Annotated in this window: 17 protein-coding genes; 13 read left to right on the top strand and 4 right to left on the bottom strand. The window is 38.7% G+C overall.

Annotation, left to right across the window (positions count from 1 at the left end; translation table 11 throughout):
• The first annotated feature begins 4 nt into the window (after positions 1 to 4).
• From bioC to AC07U8_RS17765, 7 genes are all read left to right on the top strand, one after another.
• Positions 5 to 781, top strand: a complete 777-nt coding sequence (gene bioC, locus AC07U8_RS17795; protein WP_004817790.1) for a malonyl-ACP O-methyltransferase BioC — start codon at positions 5 to 7, stop codon at positions 779 to 781.
• Positions 778 to 1422 carry a dethiobiotin synthase gene (gene bioD / locus AC07U8_RS17790; RefSeq protein ID WP_244014038.1) on the top strand — a complete coding sequence of 215 codons (645 nt, stop codon included), beginning with the start codon at positions 778 to 780 and terminating at the stop codon, positions 1420 to 1422. The genes bioC and bioD overlap by 4 nt, the downstream gene beginning before the upstream one ends.
• Before the next feature lie 121 nt (positions 1423 to 1543).
• Positions 1544 to 2002, top strand: coding sequence for a hypothetical protein (locus AC07U8_RS17785; RefSeq protein WP_004817787.1), 459 nt, complete (start codon positions 1544 to 1546; stop codon positions 2000 to 2002).
• Between the two features lie 254 nt (positions 2003 to 2256).
• The gene (locus AC07U8_RS17780; protein WP_004817785.1) at positions 2257 to 2598 is read left to right on the top strand and encodes a YegP family protein; all 342 of its coding nucleotides are present in this window, start codon (positions 2257 to 2259) and stop codon (positions 2596 to 2598) included.
• Positions 2599 to 3321: 723 nt separating this feature from the next.
• On the top strand, positions 3322 to 3786 hold the full coding sequence (locus tag AC07U8_RS17775; RefSeq protein WP_004724016.1) for a YybH family protein: 465 nt from the start codon (positions 3322 to 3324) through the stop codon (positions 3784 to 3786).
• A 177-nt stretch (positions 3787 to 3963) separates the two neighbouring features.
• Positions 3964 to 5133 (top strand): low temperature requirement protein A, encoded by a 1170-nt coding sequence (locus AC07U8_RS17770; RefSeq protein ID WP_004817783.1) that lies wholly within the window; start codon positions 3964 to 3966, stop codon positions 5131 to 5133.
• A 22-nt stretch (positions 5134 to 5155) separates the two neighbouring features.
• A complete protein-coding gene (locus tag AC07U8_RS17765) occupies positions 5156 to 5560 on the top strand; it encodes an NUDIX hydrolase (RefSeq protein ID WP_004817781.1) in 405 nt (134 codons plus the stop codon).
• A gap of 162 nt (positions 5561 to 5722) precedes the next feature.
• On the opposite strand, the gene AC07U8_RS17760 is transcribed toward AC07U8_RS17765, so the two are convergent.
• The 3 genes from AC07U8_RS17760 to AC07U8_RS17750 all read right to left on the bottom strand — a co-directional run bounded on the left by AC07U8_RS17760 (position 5723) and on the right by AC07U8_RS17750 (position 11014).
• On the bottom strand, positions 5723 to 8110 hold the full coding sequence (locus AC07U8_RS17760) for a glucose/quinate/shikimate family membrane-bound PQQ-dependent dehydrogenase (RefSeq protein WP_004817779.1): 2388 nt from the start codon (positions 8108 to 8110) through the stop codon (positions 5723 to 5725).
• 153 nt (positions 8111 to 8263) lie between these two features.
• Entirely contained in the window at positions 8264 to 9517 is a 1254-nt protein-coding gene (locus tag AC07U8_RS17755) for a carbohydrate porin (RefSeq protein WP_239044905.1), read from the bottom strand.
• Positions 9518 to 9895: 378 nt separating this feature from the next.
• The gene (locus AC07U8_RS17750; RefSeq protein ID WP_034614632.1) at positions 9896 to 11014 is read right to left on the bottom strand and encodes a CaiB/BaiF CoA transferase family protein; all 1119 of its coding nucleotides are present in this window, start codon (positions 11012 to 11014) and stop codon (positions 9896 to 9898) included.
• Positions 11015 to 11225: 211 nt separating this feature from the next.
• Between AC07U8_RS17750 and AC07U8_RS17745 the strand changes: the two genes are divergently transcribed.
• The 6 genes from AC07U8_RS17745 to AC07U8_RS17720 all read left to right on the top strand — a co-directional run bounded on the left by AC07U8_RS17745 (position 11226) and on the right by AC07U8_RS17720 (position 18293).
• The gene (locus AC07U8_RS17745) at positions 11226 to 12236 is read left to right on the top strand and encodes an AraC family transcriptional regulator (protein ID WP_004724010.1); all 1011 of its coding nucleotides are present in this window, start codon (positions 11226 to 11228) and stop codon (positions 12234 to 12236) included.
• Between the two features lie 229 nt (positions 12237 to 12465).
• On the top strand, positions 12466 to 12984 hold the full coding sequence (locus AC07U8_RS17740; protein WP_270385988.1) for a GNAT family N-acetyltransferase: 519 nt from the start codon (positions 12466 to 12468) through the stop codon (positions 12982 to 12984).
• Between the two features lie 153 nt (positions 12985 to 13137).
• On the top strand, positions 13138 to 14343 hold the full coding sequence (locus AC07U8_RS17735; protein WP_004817769.1) for an acetyl-CoA C-acetyltransferase: 1206 nt from the start codon (positions 13138 to 13140) through the stop codon (positions 14341 to 14343).
• A gap of 11 nt (positions 14344 to 14354) precedes the next feature.
• Positions 14355 to 16487: a 3-hydroxyacyl-CoA dehydrogenase NAD-binding domain-containing protein gene (locus tag AC07U8_RS17730; RefSeq protein WP_270385991.1), complete on the top strand. Its 2133-nt coding sequence runs from the start codon at positions 14355 to 14357 to the stop codon at positions 16485 to 16487.
• A 219-nt stretch (positions 16488 to 16706) separates the two neighbouring features.
• Complete coding sequence (locus AC07U8_RS17725) at positions 16707 to 17084, top strand: DUF805 domain-containing protein (RefSeq protein WP_004817765.1); 378 nt, start codon at positions 16707 to 16709, stop codon at positions 17082 to 17084.
• A 213-nt stretch (positions 17085 to 17297) separates the two neighbouring features.
• A complete protein-coding gene (locus AC07U8_RS17720; RefSeq protein WP_244014029.1) occupies positions 17298 to 18293 on the top strand; it encodes a DUF2804 domain-containing protein in 996 nt (331 codons plus the stop codon).
• A 29-nt stretch (positions 18294 to 18322) separates the two neighbouring features.
• Here the strand turns inward: AC07U8_RS17720 and AC07U8_RS17715 are convergent, their stop codons facing one another.
• Entirely contained in the window at positions 18323 to 19198 is an 876-nt protein-coding gene (locus AC07U8_RS17715) for a metal-dependent hydrolase (RefSeq protein ID WP_270385997.1), read from the bottom strand.
• Positions 19199 to 19268: the final 70 nt, after the last annotated feature.

The following is a 19268-nucleotide window of genomic DNA, read 5'->3' as shown; positions in this document are numbered from 1 at the left end:
GAATGTGAAACATCCAGAAATTGATAAATCACAGATTGCCTTGCGTTTTGCTCAGGCAGGGCAGAGCTATACTGAACATGCGGTCGTACAAAAAAATATTGCACAACAACTGTTTAATTTAATAAGCGAATATTGCCCAGCACACTATGAAAATGTGTTTGAAATCGGTTGTGGTTCTGGAAACTTAACTGAGCTTTTACTGCAAAATTTGCAAATTAAACATTTGATTTTAAATGATCTATACCCCGAAGTTCAGCAGCATTTCCCTGCGGATAAACCGATTGAATATCGGATTGGCGATATAGAACAGCTTGAATTTCCAAAACATTTAGACTTAATTAGCTCAAGTTCCGTTTTACAATGGATGAGTGATTTAAATGGTATTTTTCAACAGGCCTTTCATCATTTAAATCCTAATGCGTATTTTTGTTTTTCAACTTTTGGACAGCATAATTTACAGGAAATTAAAAGCTTAACAGGGCAAGGTCTGAATTACCTATCCCTTGACGATCTGCAACAACAATTAAAGCGAAATGGTTTTGAAATTCTACATATTTCAGAGCAAATTGAGCATCTCAATTTTTCTCATCCCAAATATATTTTGCAGCATTTAAAAGCCACAGGAGTGACTGCGACAGCATCTGGCTTTAGATGGACAAAGCAGAGTCTCGCCGATTTTTATCATCACTATCAACAGTTTTCACAGGCTGATCAGTCAGGAAATATACGCTACTCACTGACTTATCATCCTATTTATTGTATTTTGCGGAGAATGTCATGACTGGATCAGTTTACTTTATCAGTGGAATAGATACTGGAATTGGCAAAACCTATACCACCGGATATTTAGCCAAATTATGGAATGAGCGAGGTCAAAAAACCATTACGCAGAAATTAATCCAAACGGGTAATACCGATATTTCAGAAGATATCGAACAACATCGTGAGATTATGGGAATGGGCTGGTTTCCAGAGGATGAAACCAAGCTCACCATGCCTGAAATCTTTAGCTATCCTGCATCGCCTCATTTAGCCAGCAAAATTGATGGGCGTGAGATTGATTTTGAAAAAATTGCAGATGCTACTCAACAACTGGCAGAAACGTATGATGTTGTTTTGTTAGAGGGTGCAGGTGGATTGATGGTACCCCTAACCACCAGCTTACTTTCAATTGATTATGTGGCCCAGAAAAAGCTTCCTGTGATTTTAGTCAGCTCAGGGCGTTTGGGCAGTATTAATCATACGATTTTAAGTTTAGAGGCTTTAAAAAGTCGAGGGCTTGAGCTTTATGCACTTGCTTATAATTTAAATGATGAATCTCAAGATGAACTGATTTCAAAAGATACCGCAGAATTTTTAAAGCATTATTTGGTGAAACATTTTCCGAACAGTGCATGGATTGATATTCCAGTAATCTGTTAGTTTGTTCATCGAATTGAGTGCTGAAACAGCTGATTCATAGTGTTCCGAGTCTGCTGTTTTCTTGTCGCTTTTAAAAAATCTGAATGCTTTAAATAAGCGATGTGTATAAAAGGTAACCCTGATGAGTTTTAAAATTCGAATTGAGTTATTTAAAGAGCTTGAAATAACTTCTCTTGATTTTGAAAGTAATGCCGCAACGCAAATTTTAAGTCGTTTTGATCAGATTGATTGGATGCAACAAGTCGTCTGGGGATACATGGAGGAGCACCACGGTGATTTTCCATTTTTTCAAATTGAGCATATTCAAACTGGACGTAAGTTCGGCGGACTATTTGTGGTTTATAGTCGCAATCAATATAACTTTAATGCACATGCTGAACTCTATCAAAAACAACAAAAATCGCATTTTTTTGGTTTGTTTAAATCTGAAGAGATGCCCAGTTTTGATAACGATGACCTTCCTTTTGCGGTATTTCGGGATTGTTTGGAAAGTTTTTTACGTGGCAATGATTCGGAAATTGAGCGTTTAATGAAAACAGTCTATCCAGGTTATACCAGCACAGGTTTTTTTGATCGTTGATTGTTAATGGCTAAATGCAGAATCTAAGTTTAAAGTCATTTTTTTAATGGCTTTAAACTTTATTGTGACTTAATAATAAAAGCATTGTGCTAATTTGAGCGATGTCACTCTGCAGCGTTACATAAACAATAAAGTTATAACAAATTAATCTTTTTTTAACATGAAAAGTCATTTATATTTCATATCAGTAGCGTAATTTATGTCCAACAAGCGCTGTGAAATAAAATAAACCGAAAATAATGAAGAGGTGAACCATGTCAGGATGGTATGAAATTAGTCAAGCTAAAGATGGTCAATATCGCTTTGTATTAAAAGCAGGAAATGGCGAAATTATTCTCACCAGTGAGCTCTATAAAGCAAAAGCTTCTGCACAAAATGGTATTGCCTCTGTGCAAAAAAATAGCCCAGATGATGCACGTTATGATCGTTTAGAAGCGAAAAATGGTAAGCCTTATTTCAACTTAAAAGCGGCGAATCATCAAATTATCGGAACAAGTCAATTCTATTCAGGTGATGCTGCTCGCGATAATGGGATTGAGTCTGTGAAGAAAAATGGCCCTTCAGACAAAATAAAAGATTTAACAGAACAAGCCTAAATCAAGCAAAACAATTCAAACCAAACAGCAAAAGCATGTCATTGCAATGACATGCTTTTTTTTGAATCTAAAAAACAAATGATAAAAAATAAGTATTTATTTATGGTAATAAAATTCTAATATTTGAATGCTTGCAAAGGGTTTTAAAACATAGAAATTAAACCATAAAAATATATATTATTAAGTTGTATAGAATAATCATTCCAAGCGCAATATATAAACTTGAGTTGGATATCAGTTTAGATTATCTATTTATATCTTCAGTTTTGAGTTTCTTCTTATATTGGAAGGGTAGTATGATTTTTTCTCATAGTCATTTATGATTTTTTTAAAGATTTTTTAAAGTTTAAATATGTTAGGCTAACTTCAATATTAAATAAAAGGAGAATGATTATTTAATAACAGCTTCAACATTAATTAAAAAGATTATTAAATTTGGTTAATAAATTATTGAAGAATTATTAACTAAATTAAGAATAAGCTTTTTATGCTGAAGTACAAATTTTTTATATCTATTTGTATTATTGAGTGATTTATTTTTGTGAAAGGTTTTGGTTAATATCTAAGCAGAATACGGTTGGTTTTATAAACTGCTTAAATCAGATTAATGAACAGTGATTATTTTGATTTAAATTGATTAGATATGAAAAAATAAACAAAACACTTCACATAATACTTATTAAGTGTTAAATTCATCACAAATAAGAATAATGAGGTTTTATGATGAAAATAGCAATCGATGGTAATGTGAAAATTGCCGACGAGATAATATCTCAAATTGAATTATGGGATGCTGCTGTTCTTGGTAATAAAATTGATCATCTATTAGATCAATGTGCGGATGATATCAATATGTTTGATGTGAGTATACAATTAGACGGTATCGATGCGTACAAGAAAGAATGGGAGAAGTTCAGTCCATATTTTAGTGAGAATGTGCAAATTGTGCGTCGCAATATGAAAATCTATGCGTCAAACGATTTAGCTGTATTGCATTGCCATTCAAAAGTGGAAAATTCTGTGCTTAAAGATAAGCTGCAGATGCCATGGTGTCGAACAACATTGTGCCTGAAAAAGAAAGGTGATCAATGGTTAGTCGTACATCAACATATTTCGATGCCGATTGATATGAGCACGGGTAAAGCGATCGTGATCAAGGATATTGCTAAATTGAAATTAGTGGTTTAGCAAGCTAGATTTGTTTGTTATTAAGCCCTTTGATTGGGCTTTTTATTTGTGTATTTTTAAATTTGCGAGATCGATGTTAGATCATTAACAAAATTGTCAAAAGAACTCAGTTTTTTACTTGAATGAAAGATGGAGTTTTGAAAAAATCATGATAATAATCTCAATAATGTGAAAATAATGCCAAATTCATTATTTGTAAAATACGGGTGGTTAAAGCCACTTGCACCACGAAATCCGCACGAACCACATCGCGCCGCAACCTCATTAGAATTGTTATTTGATTTGATTTTTGTGGTCGCCATTGCGACCGCAGGACAACAATTACACCATAGTATTATCGAAAATCATTTATCACATGGCTTAACACTTTATTTCATGGTGTTCTTTGCATTGTGGTGGGCATGGATGAACTTTAGCTGGTTTGCATCTGCCTATGACAATGATGATGTATTTTATCGAATCATGACCTTTGTGCAGATTATTGGTTCACTTGTGATTGCAGCAGGGATCCCGTTTGCGTTTCAGCAACAAGATTTTGACGTGATCATTATTGGTTATGTCATCATGCGTTTGGGACTCGTTACACAATGGTTTCGTGTTGCCAAAAATGATCCTGAGCGTAAACAAACAGCGGTGAGATATGCGGCTGGTATTATCATCGTACAGATTGGCTGGTTACTTTTTCACTTTACCCCGATTAATTTCACCATTTATTTATTTCTACTCTTGGTTATCGCTGAACTGAGTGTGCCGATCTTTGCGGAAGCACATAACATGACGCCGTGGCATCCACATCATATTTCTGAGCGTTATGCCTTACTCACCATCATTGTCCTTGGTGAATCGATCATTGGAAGTTTTGCTGCAATTTCTGATGCATTAAACAATCAGTTGTTAAGCCAAGAATTAATCTTTTTGACCATTGGTGGCTTATTGATTATGTTTACCATGTGGTGGGCATATTTCGATCATGATGTGGCTGAACGACTCAATAGTCGTAAACGTGCATTTTCATGGGGCTATGGTCACTTTTTTATTTTCGTGAGTATTGCCGCCCTTGGTGCAGGTTTAGCTGCTGCGGTGGATGTGGTGACGCATAAGGCTGAGATCTCGGCTGACATCGTCAGTTATTTTGTTGCAATCTCTTTGATTGTCTATACTGCGAGCCTTTGGTTACTACAGGAAATTCACCATCTTTCAGGGATTAAGAAATGGTTTTATCCAATTACAGCCGCCATCGTACTCTGTATTCCGATGATCTTTACCCAAGTGGGTTATGCTGTTTTTGTTATGGCAATTGTTTATGCGCTACGTTTAATTTTTTCAAAATGTTATTTGGCAAGATAATCAATTAAGTGGGTTTTGAGCAATGGGATTTCATGATTTTTATCGTTTGAGTTCGCACGCTGTGATTTTTAATGAAAATAGACAAGTCTTGTTATTGAAAGCGACTTATGCTGATTGTGCATGGGGTTTACCGGGTGGTGGATTGGATCAAGGTGAAACAGTGCATGAGGCGCTGATTCGTGAGTGCCAAGAAGAATTAGGCTGCGAAGTTTTGATCGAATATTTATCAGGGGTTTATTATCATTCTGCAGTAAATTCCCACGCATTTATGTTTAGGTGTACATTGCAGAACGATCAGCCAATCAATTTAAGTGATGAGCATTCTGAGTATCGATGGTTTGACTTTGAGCAACTTTCAGCTGTGCAAAAAATTCGTATAGAAGATTGTTTTCATTTTGATGGTCAGGTAAAGAGCAGGGCATTTTAAGGATTGGTTATCGCACGGTGATATGGATATCGCGATCAAACGGGGGATAGAACATCCGTCTCATCCAAAAAGCAGATTCACTTTTATACAAGGGTATGGGTTTAGATAAAGCAATAAAAAACAGGTCATCAAGACCTGTTTTTTATTTACCTCAATTTAAAATTATTTATCTGGTAATGCATAAGCAACGATTGAGTCACCCATTTTGGTACCAAATGAACCGTGACCACCCGCCATGATCACAACGTATTGTTTACCATTGCTTTCATAGGTCATCGGTGTTGCTTGCCCACCCGCAGGTAGACGACCTTTCCACAGCTCATCACCATTGCTGACATTGATTGCTCGGATGTAATCATCTTGAGTCGCACCAATGAACATCACATTACCCGCAGTTGAGATCGAACCACCTAACATTGGCACACCCATTTTAAATGGTGGCAATGGAATACCCGGCATACTGTCACGAATTGTACCAATACGACGTTTCCAAGCAACATCATGCGTTTTCAAATCTACACCAGCAACATAACCCCATGCAGGTTGTTTACATGGTAAGCCAAATGGTGAAAGGAATGCACTGATTTCAACACCGTAAGGAACGCCATACATAGGTTGAACACCCGCTTCTGTACCTGCACCTTTGGCTGTTTGTTTACGGTTCGGATCAGCAGGAATCAATCGACTGACAAAAGGTAGGCCAATTGGATTCATAACTGCGATTTGACGATCAGGGTTAAGTGATAAACCACCCCATTCAAATACACCCAAGTTACCAGGGAAAACTAAAGTTCCGTTTTCTGAAGGTGGGGTATAAATACCGTCATAATTTAACTTGTGGAATGACACACGACAAATTAACTGGTCAAACATGGTTGCGCCCCACATTTGTTTATCCGTTAATTTTTCTTGAGGTGCTAAGTTAAAGTCTGAGAACGGCTGTGTTGGAGAATAGAATTCACCTTTAGTTTGCGGACCACGCTTTACACTTTGTGGTACTGGACGTTCGTTAATCGGTACAATTGCTTTACCGTTACGGCGGTCTAAAACAAAGGCATTACCTGTTTTAGTCAATACATAGATTGCTGGAACAGTTTGCCCAGTTTTATCTTTGATATCCGCTAAGGTTGGTTGTGATGGTACATCCATATCCCATAAATCATGGTGAGTTGTTTGGAAGTTCCAGATCAATTTACCCGTTGTTGCATTGATTGCTAACATTGAGTTTGCATAACGTTCATGCAGTTTTGTGCGGTTACCCCCCCAAATATCTGGCGTACCTACACCTGTTGGTACATAAACGATATCGAGTTTTGCATCATATGCAAGTGGAGCCCATGCATTCGGTGAGTTTTGGACATATTTCTGACCAGGACCCGGAATCTGATTTGGATTTTCAGCACCTGTGTCAAATACCCAAAGCAATGCACCTGTATTTACATCATAACCACGGATAACACCAGAAGGCTCTTGAGTAGAATAGTTATCTGTCGTTGAACCACCAATGATAATTGTGGTGCCTGTGACAACAGGTGGTGATGTTGGAATATAACCACCCGGATAAGGGAATGGCATGTCCTTTTGTAAATCAACTTCACCGTTATGACCGAAGTCAGAACATGCTTTACCTGTTTCAGCATTTACCGCAACGATACGACCATCATTGACTGGTAAAATAACTTTACGCGGGCATTCGGTAGACGAAGATTTTTTCGCTTGTAAACTTGCTGCGAAACCAACGGTATTATCTGCATCGTAATAAGAAACACCACGACAAGTTAAATGTTGGAAGGTATTATCAGCTTTGAGTTTTGGATCAAATACCCATTTCTCTTTACCAGTAGAAGGATCAAGAGAAACCAATTTTTGATGGGTGGTACACAGGTACATGTTATTCCCGATTTTAATCGGTGTGACCTGATTGGTTGTTTCGCCTGAATCATTTTCAGTCTTGAATTCACCTGTACGATAGGTCCAAGCAACTTTAAGATCTTTAACGTTCTCTGAGTTGATTTGGTTCAACGGAGAATAACGTAAACCGGATTGAGTCCGACCATAAGCCGGCCAGTCTGCATCCGCAATACCGTCAATCGCTGCTGGCGTTGGCTGTTTACTGGTTAAAGTCCCACGAATTTCTTGTGGATCATTAAAGATAGAATAAGCCATAACCGCAATGGTGATCGCCAATGTACCTGAAAGTGCAATTTTAGCACCTTTGGCATCGAAACCACGTGTTACTGCTGGAATGAGTAGCCATAAGCCAAACACACCTAAAATATCTAAACGCGGTGCAAGCGCGAAGAAGTCTGAACCGACTTCCCATAGTCCCCAGACAACTGTGCCGAGTACTAATGCTGCATAAACGTATAAAGCAGAACTATTTAATTTGCGTAATAAGATTGCTGTTGCAATGAAAAGTATCCCGGCAATGATGTAGTACCAAGACCCACCCAGTACTGCCAGCCATACTCCGCCGCCTAATAGAACTACACCGAAAACAATTGCAATCACAACTGTTAGGGTTCTGAGTCCTGAAGATGGAGTTTGCATATTGACCACCTATCTATTTGATTAATTTTTTACGCTTTACCTTTCCATTGAGGATTGATGAAGCACATTGTTTAAATTTTTAGATTTTAAATATTTCGATGCGAGGGGAGAGAAAGGGTTAAAATGGCATCGAAATATTTATGATCTATAACACTAGAATGCAGTTTGGAATTTAATACCGCCAACCCATGCATTTTCACCATCTTTATATGCACCAACATGGCGAATATATTGCACATTTGGACGGATCGTCAGCCAATTTGTTGCATGTACACCGTAGTAAATTTCAGTGTTGTACTCTTCATCTTGTTGACGAATTTGAGTGTTGTTCACATCATTGTTGATGCTGATACGAGAAAAACCAATGGCGACATCATCTTGAGGACGCGCATCGAAAGGACCTTTATAGACCAATCCAATATTTTGCATATTGTCGACAGTGTTTGTGTCTGAGTCATGAAGGGTTAAATTAATGAAACCCGTTAAGCCACGACGTGCATCACCGTGATGTGCTGTAAGTTGCTGCTTGGCAACCAGCCATCCACCTTGTTTATGATCTGTTTCATTCGGATTTTTAATGCGTTGTGCATCGACAGTACTGTAGTAATAGCCCAAACGATATTCGCCTGGTAATTTTGCAGCACTGAGTTTTGGTTGCCAAACCACTTCCGCAGGAATAATTGCACCACGTGAACCGTCTGTACTTAAGTTAAACCCCTTGCCACGTTCTAAGTTTTCAGGATTGTATTCATAAGCACCGACTTGAGCATATAAATCAGGTTGGATGTTATATTTAACCCGCGCAGCCCATTGGCTAACAGGCCAGTTATACCATTGGTCGCCTACCCAGTTACCCACTTGAGAGCCACAAAGTGCAAGGTTTTGAAAATCACAGTCAAAGCTGTTAAAATCCTCGCCTTCGCCAAAACGGCCCACTTTAATATCTAGTTTTTGATCAAAGAATTTTTTCTTAATCCAAAAATCAGTTAAGCGCCAAGTTTGACCACGGCCCCAAACTTCTTGGGTTGAACTGAGTTGTCCTGCAAGGGCATCAGAGGTTTGCGACAATGAACGACCATTACGTTCAGTGATGGTGATTTGGGCTTCAGTGTCTTTCCATCCAAGCACTTTTTCCAAGTCTATATGACTACCAATCGCAAACTGATCTGCATACTCAGTGCCATGGCTCGAATGGTTTTTTGAATCTAATAAGGTGGCTAATTCGCCGGTATAGCCGAAGCTGAAGTCATAACCTTTTTGTTGGAGCTCGGTTCTTTTTCCGTTCCAATCACCAAACATCCATGGGCTTTCTGCATTAAATGCTTGAGCTGCATGAGCACTTTGAAAAGAACTACATAAAGATAATAAGCTGATAGCCCAATAAAAGTGACCTTTAGATTTATTCATATTTGGTGACCTTGATAACACTTTGTAACTAATTATTTATAATACTCTCATATTTGTATAAAAATCTATTATTTTTGACTTTTAATTGTAATTAATGTGAGTATTTTATCTCATGGTGATAATTTTTTAATAAATGAATATTTGCTTTATGGCTGTTTTTGGTCAATTTAATCTATTGTTTTTAAACCACTAAATTTTATTTAAAAATTAATTAAAAAACCATGGATTAAAATTGATCTGAAAAGATCAGCTTACCTGTGTAACCTATTTAGAATTAAGATTACACAGGATGCTGAGGTTACAAATTATACAAATTGTAAAGAAGATGACAGAATTGTAATTTTATTTAACTTGAATTGTGTTGTATTAAATGGGCAATTACCATGTCCCTTCACCCAGTTGTTGGCCAATATAGTGATATTGCATTTGTGATCTTGAAAACTTAATTGGACAGGCTAACTGAGGTTCAGTTTGATCAGAATTAGGCTTCAATGGCACATTGACCACCCAATTACGTTGTTGAGAAATTTGGGATTGCAGTGCTTCATCTAAACTCAGTACCGGTTCTACGCAAACGTCCAGTTGTTCAAACAGTTGATTCCATTCAGCCAGATTTTTACTTTTAATTTTATCTCGAATCGCTTGCTTGACCATTTGACGATCTTCAGTATCGAAAGAAGCACCTTTTTGTAGAAGGATTGGCAATTCTAACGCGCTTGCCAGTCCAGTCATAAATTGTGGCTCTAAGCTACCAATAGATAAGTAACGAGCATCGGCCGTTTCATAATAATCATAAAAGGTCCCGCCATTAAGTTGTTCTGATTCACGTTGCTGCTGTTGACCACCAGCCAAACTGGCTGCGGCTGCCATATTATTGAGTCCCACCACACAATCGGTCATGGAAATATCAATATATTGTCCCAGACCACTATTTTGGCGTTCAACTACAGCAGCAAGAATACCGATGACAGCATGTAAGGAACCACCTGCCACATCTGCGATTTGAATCCCCATCGGCGGTGGCCCACTGTCTTGGCGGCCACAGTGTCCCGCGATACCAGACAGGGCAATATAGTTAATATCATGTCCAGCTTTATCTTTATATGAGCCTGTTTGGCCATAACCCGTAATTGAACAGTAAATTAAACGTGGGTTAATTTCAGCCAATGTTTGATAATCCAAACCCAAACGTTGCATTACCCCCGGACGAAATTGTTCAACGACAATATCAAACTCAGAAATCTTCTGTTTAACTTGTTCAATGCTGGCAGGATCTTTTAAATCTAAAGTGACGGATTGTTTATTCCGGTTGAGATAACTGTGTGAAGTCGCTTGTCCATTGGCATAAGGCGGGAACAAGCGCACCAGATCTGGACGTGTTGGTGATTCAATATGGATCACTTCTGCACCTAGGTCTGCAAGGTATAAAGTTGCAAATGGACCGGGTAATAAAGTGGAAAAATCGAGTACTTTCAATCCCTTTAAAGCTGTTGTCATAATTGTTTTTACCAATACTGTCTTGATTTTACACCCATAATAGAAATATAAAATTAACAAAACAATGTCATGTTCAGCCATTTACCTTGATCATTTCGGCAATTTATGATGTAAAAAGGTGATCTGCACTGTTGTAAATCGCCAATAAAACATTTTTTAGCGTCATTTAGGTCAATTGTTAGTGAACATCAAAGAGAGTGAAGGATTTACCATGAGTCGTGATACGATCAGTATCCATTTTGTGAATGCCGCCTTAACAGGTGTGAAGCGTCTAGGAATGGACGTTGACACCTTACTTTCACATGTTGGCATAGAAGCAGAATTACTTCGCCAACCTAAAGCACGTATTTCACCAGAGCAATATACACGTTTTGTGAAAATGCTGTGGATGGTGACCCAAGATGAACATGTTGGCTTTGATATCCAACCTCGTCGTTTGGGATCTTTTGCCATCATGTGCCAATTGATTATCCACGCTAAAACTTTGGGTGATGCTTTAGAGTTATCATCACAATTTTATAAATTATTTGGGGACGAATGGTCGGTCGCGGTTGAACGTGATAAACATGAAGCGCGTTTAGTGCCATTGATTCCAAAAACTATGGATCCTGATCATTTTATTACTGAAAGTATGTTGATGATTTGGCATGGTTTAGCTTCATGGTTAATTGAACGTCGTATTCCTTTAGAACGGGTACATTTTGGTTACCCGCGTCCAAATCATGCAGATGAGTATGATGCGCTGTTCTTTGCACCTGTGATGCAATTTGATATGCCACGTACTGAAATTACTTTTGCCGCAGACTATTTGGATTTACCGATTCGTCAGGATGAAGCAAGTTTAGAAGAGTTTTTAAAAGCTGCGCCTGCTCAGCTTTTGGTGAAATTCAAAAATACCAATTCTTTAACTTCGCGTATTCGTGAAGTCTTAAAGAGTCAAATTGGTGAAGAAATGCCAACCTTAAATGATGTGGCCTCAATGTTGTATTTATCACCACAAACCTTGCGCCGCCGTTTAGCTGCAGAAGGTAAGAGTTACCAAGGTGTTAAAGATGCCTTACGTCGAGATGCTGCAATTCATTTGTTATTAAATCCAGATTTAACCTTGGAAGATGTAGCACAACAAGTGGGCTTTAGTGAAACCAGTACCTTCCATCGCGCATTTAAAAAATGGACAGGGGTTACCCCAGGGCTTTATCGTCAATTGCATGGTTATCATTAATTCGACATAGATGAATTTAAAAGTATTTTTGCTGATCCTAAGCCCAAGTGATACTTGGGCTTTTTTATGCCTAATCATTTCAGCTAAAATTTCTTGTAAGATATAAGCGATAAAGCGCAAGCGAGTTATTTGATAGTGTACCTGCTTAATTCTGATCTGATTTAAACAGTGAGTTTGATTTAAATAAATAGACAGAAGCCATTTAAAATATTTTTGACTGGATATATAGATGACATGTTTGATTAGAAAAATTGATCCCTCAGATATAGCGCAACTGATCGAAATAGAAAAATCTGCTACACAAGCATTTTCAAGTATTCCCGAGTTATCTTGGCTTGTCGAAAGCCCAGTATTGTCAGCACAAGATCACTTACAATTGATTTCTTCTGCTTATGCATTTGTCGCGATTAATCAAAAGAATCAAGCTGCAGGTTTTTTATATGCAGAAAGACAAGCGCTTGATTTATATATCATTGAACTAGATGTGAGTGGCGCATTTCAAAAACAAGGGATTGGTCGGCAATTGATTGAATATGTGATTGCTACTGCTCAGGGAGAGGGCTGTGATGCTGTGACCTTAACCACCTTTCATGATGTGATTTGGAATCGACCATTTTATGAAAAATTAGGCTTTGAAAAGATCAATGCGCTTGAGATGCCTCTCTATCTTGAGCATAAACTTGAGCATGAAGTTGCATGTGGTTTTTCTCGTAACAGCAGATGTGCAATGAGATTGGCACTTAATTGAAATACGCGATTTGTTTTCGTTTTCCCATTCAGAACGAAGCAGCCAATTGACAAAAAATATCAACTGACTATTTCGTTCTCGTCATTGAACTCTTAACTTTATAACGTACACTCAAAGCAGATAACAACCTAGAAGTCATAAGAAGGAACAGCTATGAGCGAGGCTTACATCATTGATGCCATTCGCACACCACGCGGAAAAGGAAAAAAAGATGGTTCACTGTATGAAGTGAAACCAATTACATTATTAACCACATTGCTCAATGAATTGAAAGATCGTCATCAGCTTGATACTTCAAAAGTAGACGATATCGTACTGGGTTGTGTAACACCAATTGCCGATCAAGGCGGTGATATTGCTAAAACTGCTGCAATTGCGGCAGGCTGGGACAATGATGTTGCCGGTGTGCAAATCAATCGTTTCTGTGCTTCAGGTCTTGAAGCTGTCAATATGGCTGCACAAAAAGTACGTTCAGGCTGGGAAGATATTGTTGTTGCTGGTGGCGTAGAGTCTATGTCACGTATTCCAATGGGTTCTGATGGTGGGCCTTGGGCACTGGATCCTGAAACAAATTTAAAATCACATTTTGTTCCTCAAGGGATTGGCGCGGACTTAATTGCTACGCTCGACGGTTATAGTCGTACAGATGTGGATGAGTTTGCTGCCAACTCACAACGTAAAGCTGCTGCTGCACAGGCAGCGGGACGCTTTGATCAGTCCGTGGTTGCAGTGAAAGATAAAGCTGGTGTTACGATTCTTGAAAAAGATGAATTCATTAAACCAAGTACAACTGCTGAAGGCTTGGCAAAACTTAATCCAAGTTTTGAAATGATGGGTGGAATGGGCTTTGATGCGATTGCATTACAACAATATCCAGAAGCACAAAAAATTAACCATGTACATCATGCTGGAAACTCATCAGGCATCGTAGATGGTGCTGCCGTAGTACTCATTGCTTCTGAAAAAGCAGTCAAAGAGCAAGGTTTAAAACCTCGTGCAAAAGTGTTAGCAACAGCATTGGTTGGAACAGATCCAACCATTATGCTCACAGGCCCTGCACCTGCTGCGCGTAAAGCACTGGCAAAAGCAGGTCTCAGCATAGATGATATTGATCTCTTTGAAGTAAATGAAGCCTTTGCATCTGTGGTGATGCGTTTTATGACTGAACTTAAAGTTCCAGCTGAAAAAGTCAATGTAAATGGGGGCGCGATTGCAATGGGGCACCCATTGGGCGCAACAGGGGCAATGATTCTTGGTACGCTGCTTGATGAATTAGAACGTCAGGGTAAAAAACGTGGTCTAGCAACATTGTGTGTAGGTGGTGGCATGGGTATTGCGACCATTATTGAGTTGGTATAAGGAGAATAATAATGAGTGCAATTCAATATGAAAAAAATGCGGATGGCATTGTTATTTTAACGATGGATTCTCCAAACCAGTCTGCAAATACCATGAATGCTGATTTTCGTGTGGCTTTAGAAAATGTTGTGTCCAAGCTTAAATCTGAAACAGATTTAAAAGGTGTGATTTATCGTTCTGCGAAAAAAACTTTTTTTGCCGGCGGTGATCTGGATGAGCTGATTGAGGCAACGCCAGAACATGCCACTGAATTCTTTAATATGACTGCCAAGCTAAAAGGTGATCTTCGTACGATTGATACCTTAGGTGTTCCTGTGGTTGCGGCGATTAATGGTACAGCGCTAGGTGGTGGTTGGGAAATTGCTTTAAGTTGCCATTATCGTATTGCTTTAAACGATCTAAAAACCAAATTAGGTTTACCAGAAGTAACACTGGGCTTACTTCCCGGTGGCGGTGGTGTGGTGCGTATGGTGCGCCTGCTGGGTTTACAAAATGCATTCCCATTCCTTATGGAAGGTAAGCAATTTGGGGTAGATAAAGCCAAGTCTCTAGGTTTAGTCAATGAGCTTGCGGATAGCGAGCAAGACATGCTGAACAAAGCGATTGCTTGGATTAAAGCCAATCCAAAATCTCAACAGCCTTATGATGTGAAAGGTTATAAAATTCCGGGTGGCGATCCTAAAACACCTGCGGTTGCTCAGATTCTGGCAATTGCACCTGCAATGTTGCGTGATAAAACCAAGGGCTGTTATCCAGCGCCTGAAGCGATCATGGCTGCTGCGGTTGAAGGTGCCCAAGTTGATGTAGATACCGCTTTCCGTATAGAGGGGCGTTACTTTACTTATCTTGCAACAGGGCAAGTTGCCAAGAATATGATTGGAACGTTCTGGCATGGTTTGAATGCAATTAAAGCAGGTGCAAGTCGTCCTAAAAACATTGCCAAGTGGCAAGCGACCAAAGTGGGTGTACTTGGTGCAGGCATGATGGGCGCGGGTATTGCATATTCGACAGCAATCAAAGGCATTCAAGTTGTGCTAAAAGATGTCTCTGTGGAAAATGCTGAAAAAGGTAAAGCCTATAGCCAAAAACTATTGGATAAACGTGTTTCGCAAGGTCGTATGAGCGCGGAAAAGCGTGATCAAGTTTTAAGTTTAATTACTGCAACGGCTTCTGCAGAAGACTTAAAAGGCTGTGATTTGATTATCGAAGCTGTATTTGAAAATCAAGAATTAAAAGCCAAAGTGACTCAAGAAGCGGAACAATTTCTTGCCAATAATGGTGTCATGGCGTCAAATACATCAACATTACCGATCACGGGTTTAGCCAAAGCCTCTAAAGATGATACGCATTTTATTGGTCTACATTTCTTTAGTCCTGTCGATAAAATGCAACTGGTTGAAATCATCAAAGGTAAAAATACCTCTGCTGAAACCTTAGCAAAAGCCTATGACTATGTGCAACAAATTGGCAAAACACCAATTGTGGTCAATGATAGCCGTGGTTTCTTCACCAGCCGTGTGTTTGGTACATTTGTGCAAGAAGGTTTGCGTTTACTGCACGAGGGTGTACATCCTGCACGTATTGAGATGGCAGCACTAAAAGCAGGTATGCCTGTTGGCCCATTGGCGATTCAAGATGAAGTGGCATTAACGCTTTCTGAGCATGTGGCCAAAGAAACTCGTAAAGCCCTTCAGGCTGAAGGTAAGGATTTACCGCTTTCAGGTGCTGATGATGTTATTGAAACCATGATTCACACCTTTGAACGTAAAGGCAAGGCTGCGGGTGCTGGTTTCTATGAGTATCCTGAAGGTGGCAAAAAGCATCTTTGGGATGGCTTAAGCCACTGGAAGAAAGATGTTGATATTTCTGAACAGGAAATGATTGACCGTTTCCTATTTGTTCAGGCTTTAGATACCTTACGTTGTTATGAAGAACATGTCTTGGAATCTGTGATTGATGCCAATATCGGTTCAATTTTTGGTATTGGCTTTGCACCGTGGACGGGTGGTGCGATTCAATTCTTAAATCAGTATGGTTTAGAAAAAGCTTTGCTTCGAGCGAACTCGCTTGAAGCAAAATATGGCGAACGTTTTAAAGCACCGCAAAAGTTAATTGATCAAATTCCACATGGAAAGATTATCTGATTTTTATATATTGCTTTAAAAATTGTAGATGAATGTCTCAAGCATAGATTAGACAATGATTTGCACAGAAAGAGGTCAAGGACCTCTTTCTTTTTTCGAATAGATTTTGCTTTTTACAGAATAAAAGTGTATGAAAAATATGCAAAACCAGTTAATATCTGGCTACAGCTTTAGTACAAAAAATGTCAGTAACACTTATAAAATAAAGAGAGAAAAGCAATGTCACAAAATAAAACCGAAGATCAATATAATGCGATTGATTGGTTTAAAAAATGTTTAAGTAATTATGCCAATTTTTCTGGGCGTGCTCGCCGTAAAGAATATTGGTTCTTTGTATTGGTACAGTTTGCTGTGCTGATCATTGCAGCAATTATTGACTCAATCATTTTTAAGAAACCATCTGTATTGTATTTTATTAGTGCATTAGCGCTGATCGTGCCTTCAATTTCAGCTGCTGCTCGACGTTTACATGATACGGGAAGAACAGGTTGGTGGTACTTGATTGCTTTTGTTCCTTTTGGCGCTTTTGTTTTAATTTACTGGTTAGCTTCAGATACCAAACCTGAAACAAATCAGTGGGGTGGTCCTGCAAAGTAATTTTTGCAGATTAAAAAATAGGGCATTCGCCCTATTTTTTATGAATTAAATCAAGGTCATATTTTATCTATCAAGTGAATATTTTATAGGTTAAATCGTGATAAAAGTGGATTGATTTGGTGTGTGATGGTGTTGCTAAATTTGAAAAAATAGCAATAATCGAAGGACCGACTAAAGTCTGATACTTCCCTTATAAAAGGATTGGGAATTCACATGGATTTAATACAAAGCAATGGTCAACCCCGTTATGGGCGTTTTAAAGATGTGCCGAGTAAGATTAATGTTAATCAATATATCTACAAAACCCCGTATGGCAAAGTATTAACAGGTTGGCGTAAACATTTAAAATATAAAAAGTTTAAATTTTGTGGTATCCAGCATGAACACTATTCTATCGGTATCGCAATTGCCGATATTGGTTGGGCTGGGCACGGCTTTATTTATGTCTATGACCATTCAACGAATGAAGTTTTAGAATGGAATGCCAATACGATCTTAGGGCGAGGGACAAGCTTAGATGAGCAGCCTTTGTATAGCCAAAGTCACTTTAATAAATCACCTTTTGAATTTGAAATGCAACATGCCAATGGTGTGCGTTATATACGGGCAACTCGAAATGGTGAAGAGCAGTTAAAAGCCCGCATTTTTTGTGCAGGAACGGAACCTTTAAGCTTATGCAGTCCTAATGGTATTAATGGTTGGACTTATACGCAAAAGAAAACCACCTTGGCTGTAGAAGGCTTTTTTATCAGTAAAGACAAAGCACGTATAGATTTTAATGAAAAAACTTTGGCATCTCTCGATGACACCTGTGGATTTCTAAGACCCGAAACAGCATGGTTTTGGTTATCGTGTAACTTTTGGGATACGCAAGGAAACCGTATAGGCTTAAACCTCGCTTCGGGTGTAAACGAGAGTTTTGGCAATGAAAATTGTCTTTGGGTCAATGGTGTTCTATATGCAGTTGCCGATGTACTGTTTGAAAAGTTAGATGCAAACCTGTGGTCAATTCGCTCTTTAGACCAGAAATTAAATCTGACAGTAGAAACCGGCTGGCGGAGATTTGAAAACTTAAATTTACGTTTGGTGGGGAGTCAGTTTAGCCAATGGCAATCACGCATTAGTGGTACGGTCGAATCTGAAGTGGGTGAGTGTATTCAGTTAGATCAAGCCTATGGTTTGTTGGAACAGCATTACGCGAAATGGTAAGGCTGTTCTTATTTAAAGCTTTTTTAACCTTATAAAGCAGCCTTCCAAAATGCTTCACCTGCTTGAATCGGATCATTGGTTTCGGCCAAAACATCGACCCAAACCTGATATTGTCGAATCACAGGGTGTTGGCTCGGATGAAAGTCAGGCTTAAACCAATCTAAGTATTGTTCACGCATTGCTGATAATTTACCGTATTTGCCAAAAAACCATGGAATACCTTTGAGTGCAAATTGAGCACGTTGCAAACGACTGAATCCATCGTATTTGAGCATGACATTGGCACGGTAAAAGGTAAATCCAAACATTTGTAAAGTGACAAAGGCAAGCGCAAATTTACGTAAGTTTTCAGGAACTTCTCCAACCTCTTTCATGACATCAAAAGCGACATCTCGATGTTCCATTTCTTCGATTGAATGCCAAGCAAATAGAGCACGTACAAAAGGGTGAACCTCTGCTAAAGTCTCTTGTTTACTGTAAAAAGTTTCTGCCATTAATGCGGTAAGATGTTCTGCTGCTGCAGTCATGGCAATGTTGTACTGTTTGGAACGATGTTTCAGTATATGTTCGAAATGCGCACCCATAAATTTTACAAACTGATCAACAGGCATGCCTTGGTGCAGCATTTCTTCATTCATTTTGTCATGTGCAATACCGTGCTGTGCTTCCTGTCGAATAAAATCCGTGACACGTTGCTGTAAATCTGGATCGGTGATTTTGTCACGCAGTGCTCGAACACTTTGAATGAAATATCTTTCACCTACAGGAAAGGTCAAACTCAGCGCATCAAACATACGGGTACGAAAAGGGTCATTATCAAACCAAAAGCGTGGAACTTCATTCAATCTAAAATCTAAATTGCTGCGAACCACAGGGTCAACTTGGTGTTTTACATATGCATTCATTGTTTTATTTCTCGCATTATTCAGTTCAAATCCCTATTCAGGACAGAACTGATCGGTTTATATCAAGACA

Source organism: Acinetobacter sp. GW821-FHT01E09 (assembly GCF_059422385.1).
The sequence above is the reverse complement of the archived record's forward strand: the minus strand, read 5'-3'. Positions and strand labels throughout refer to the sequence as shown.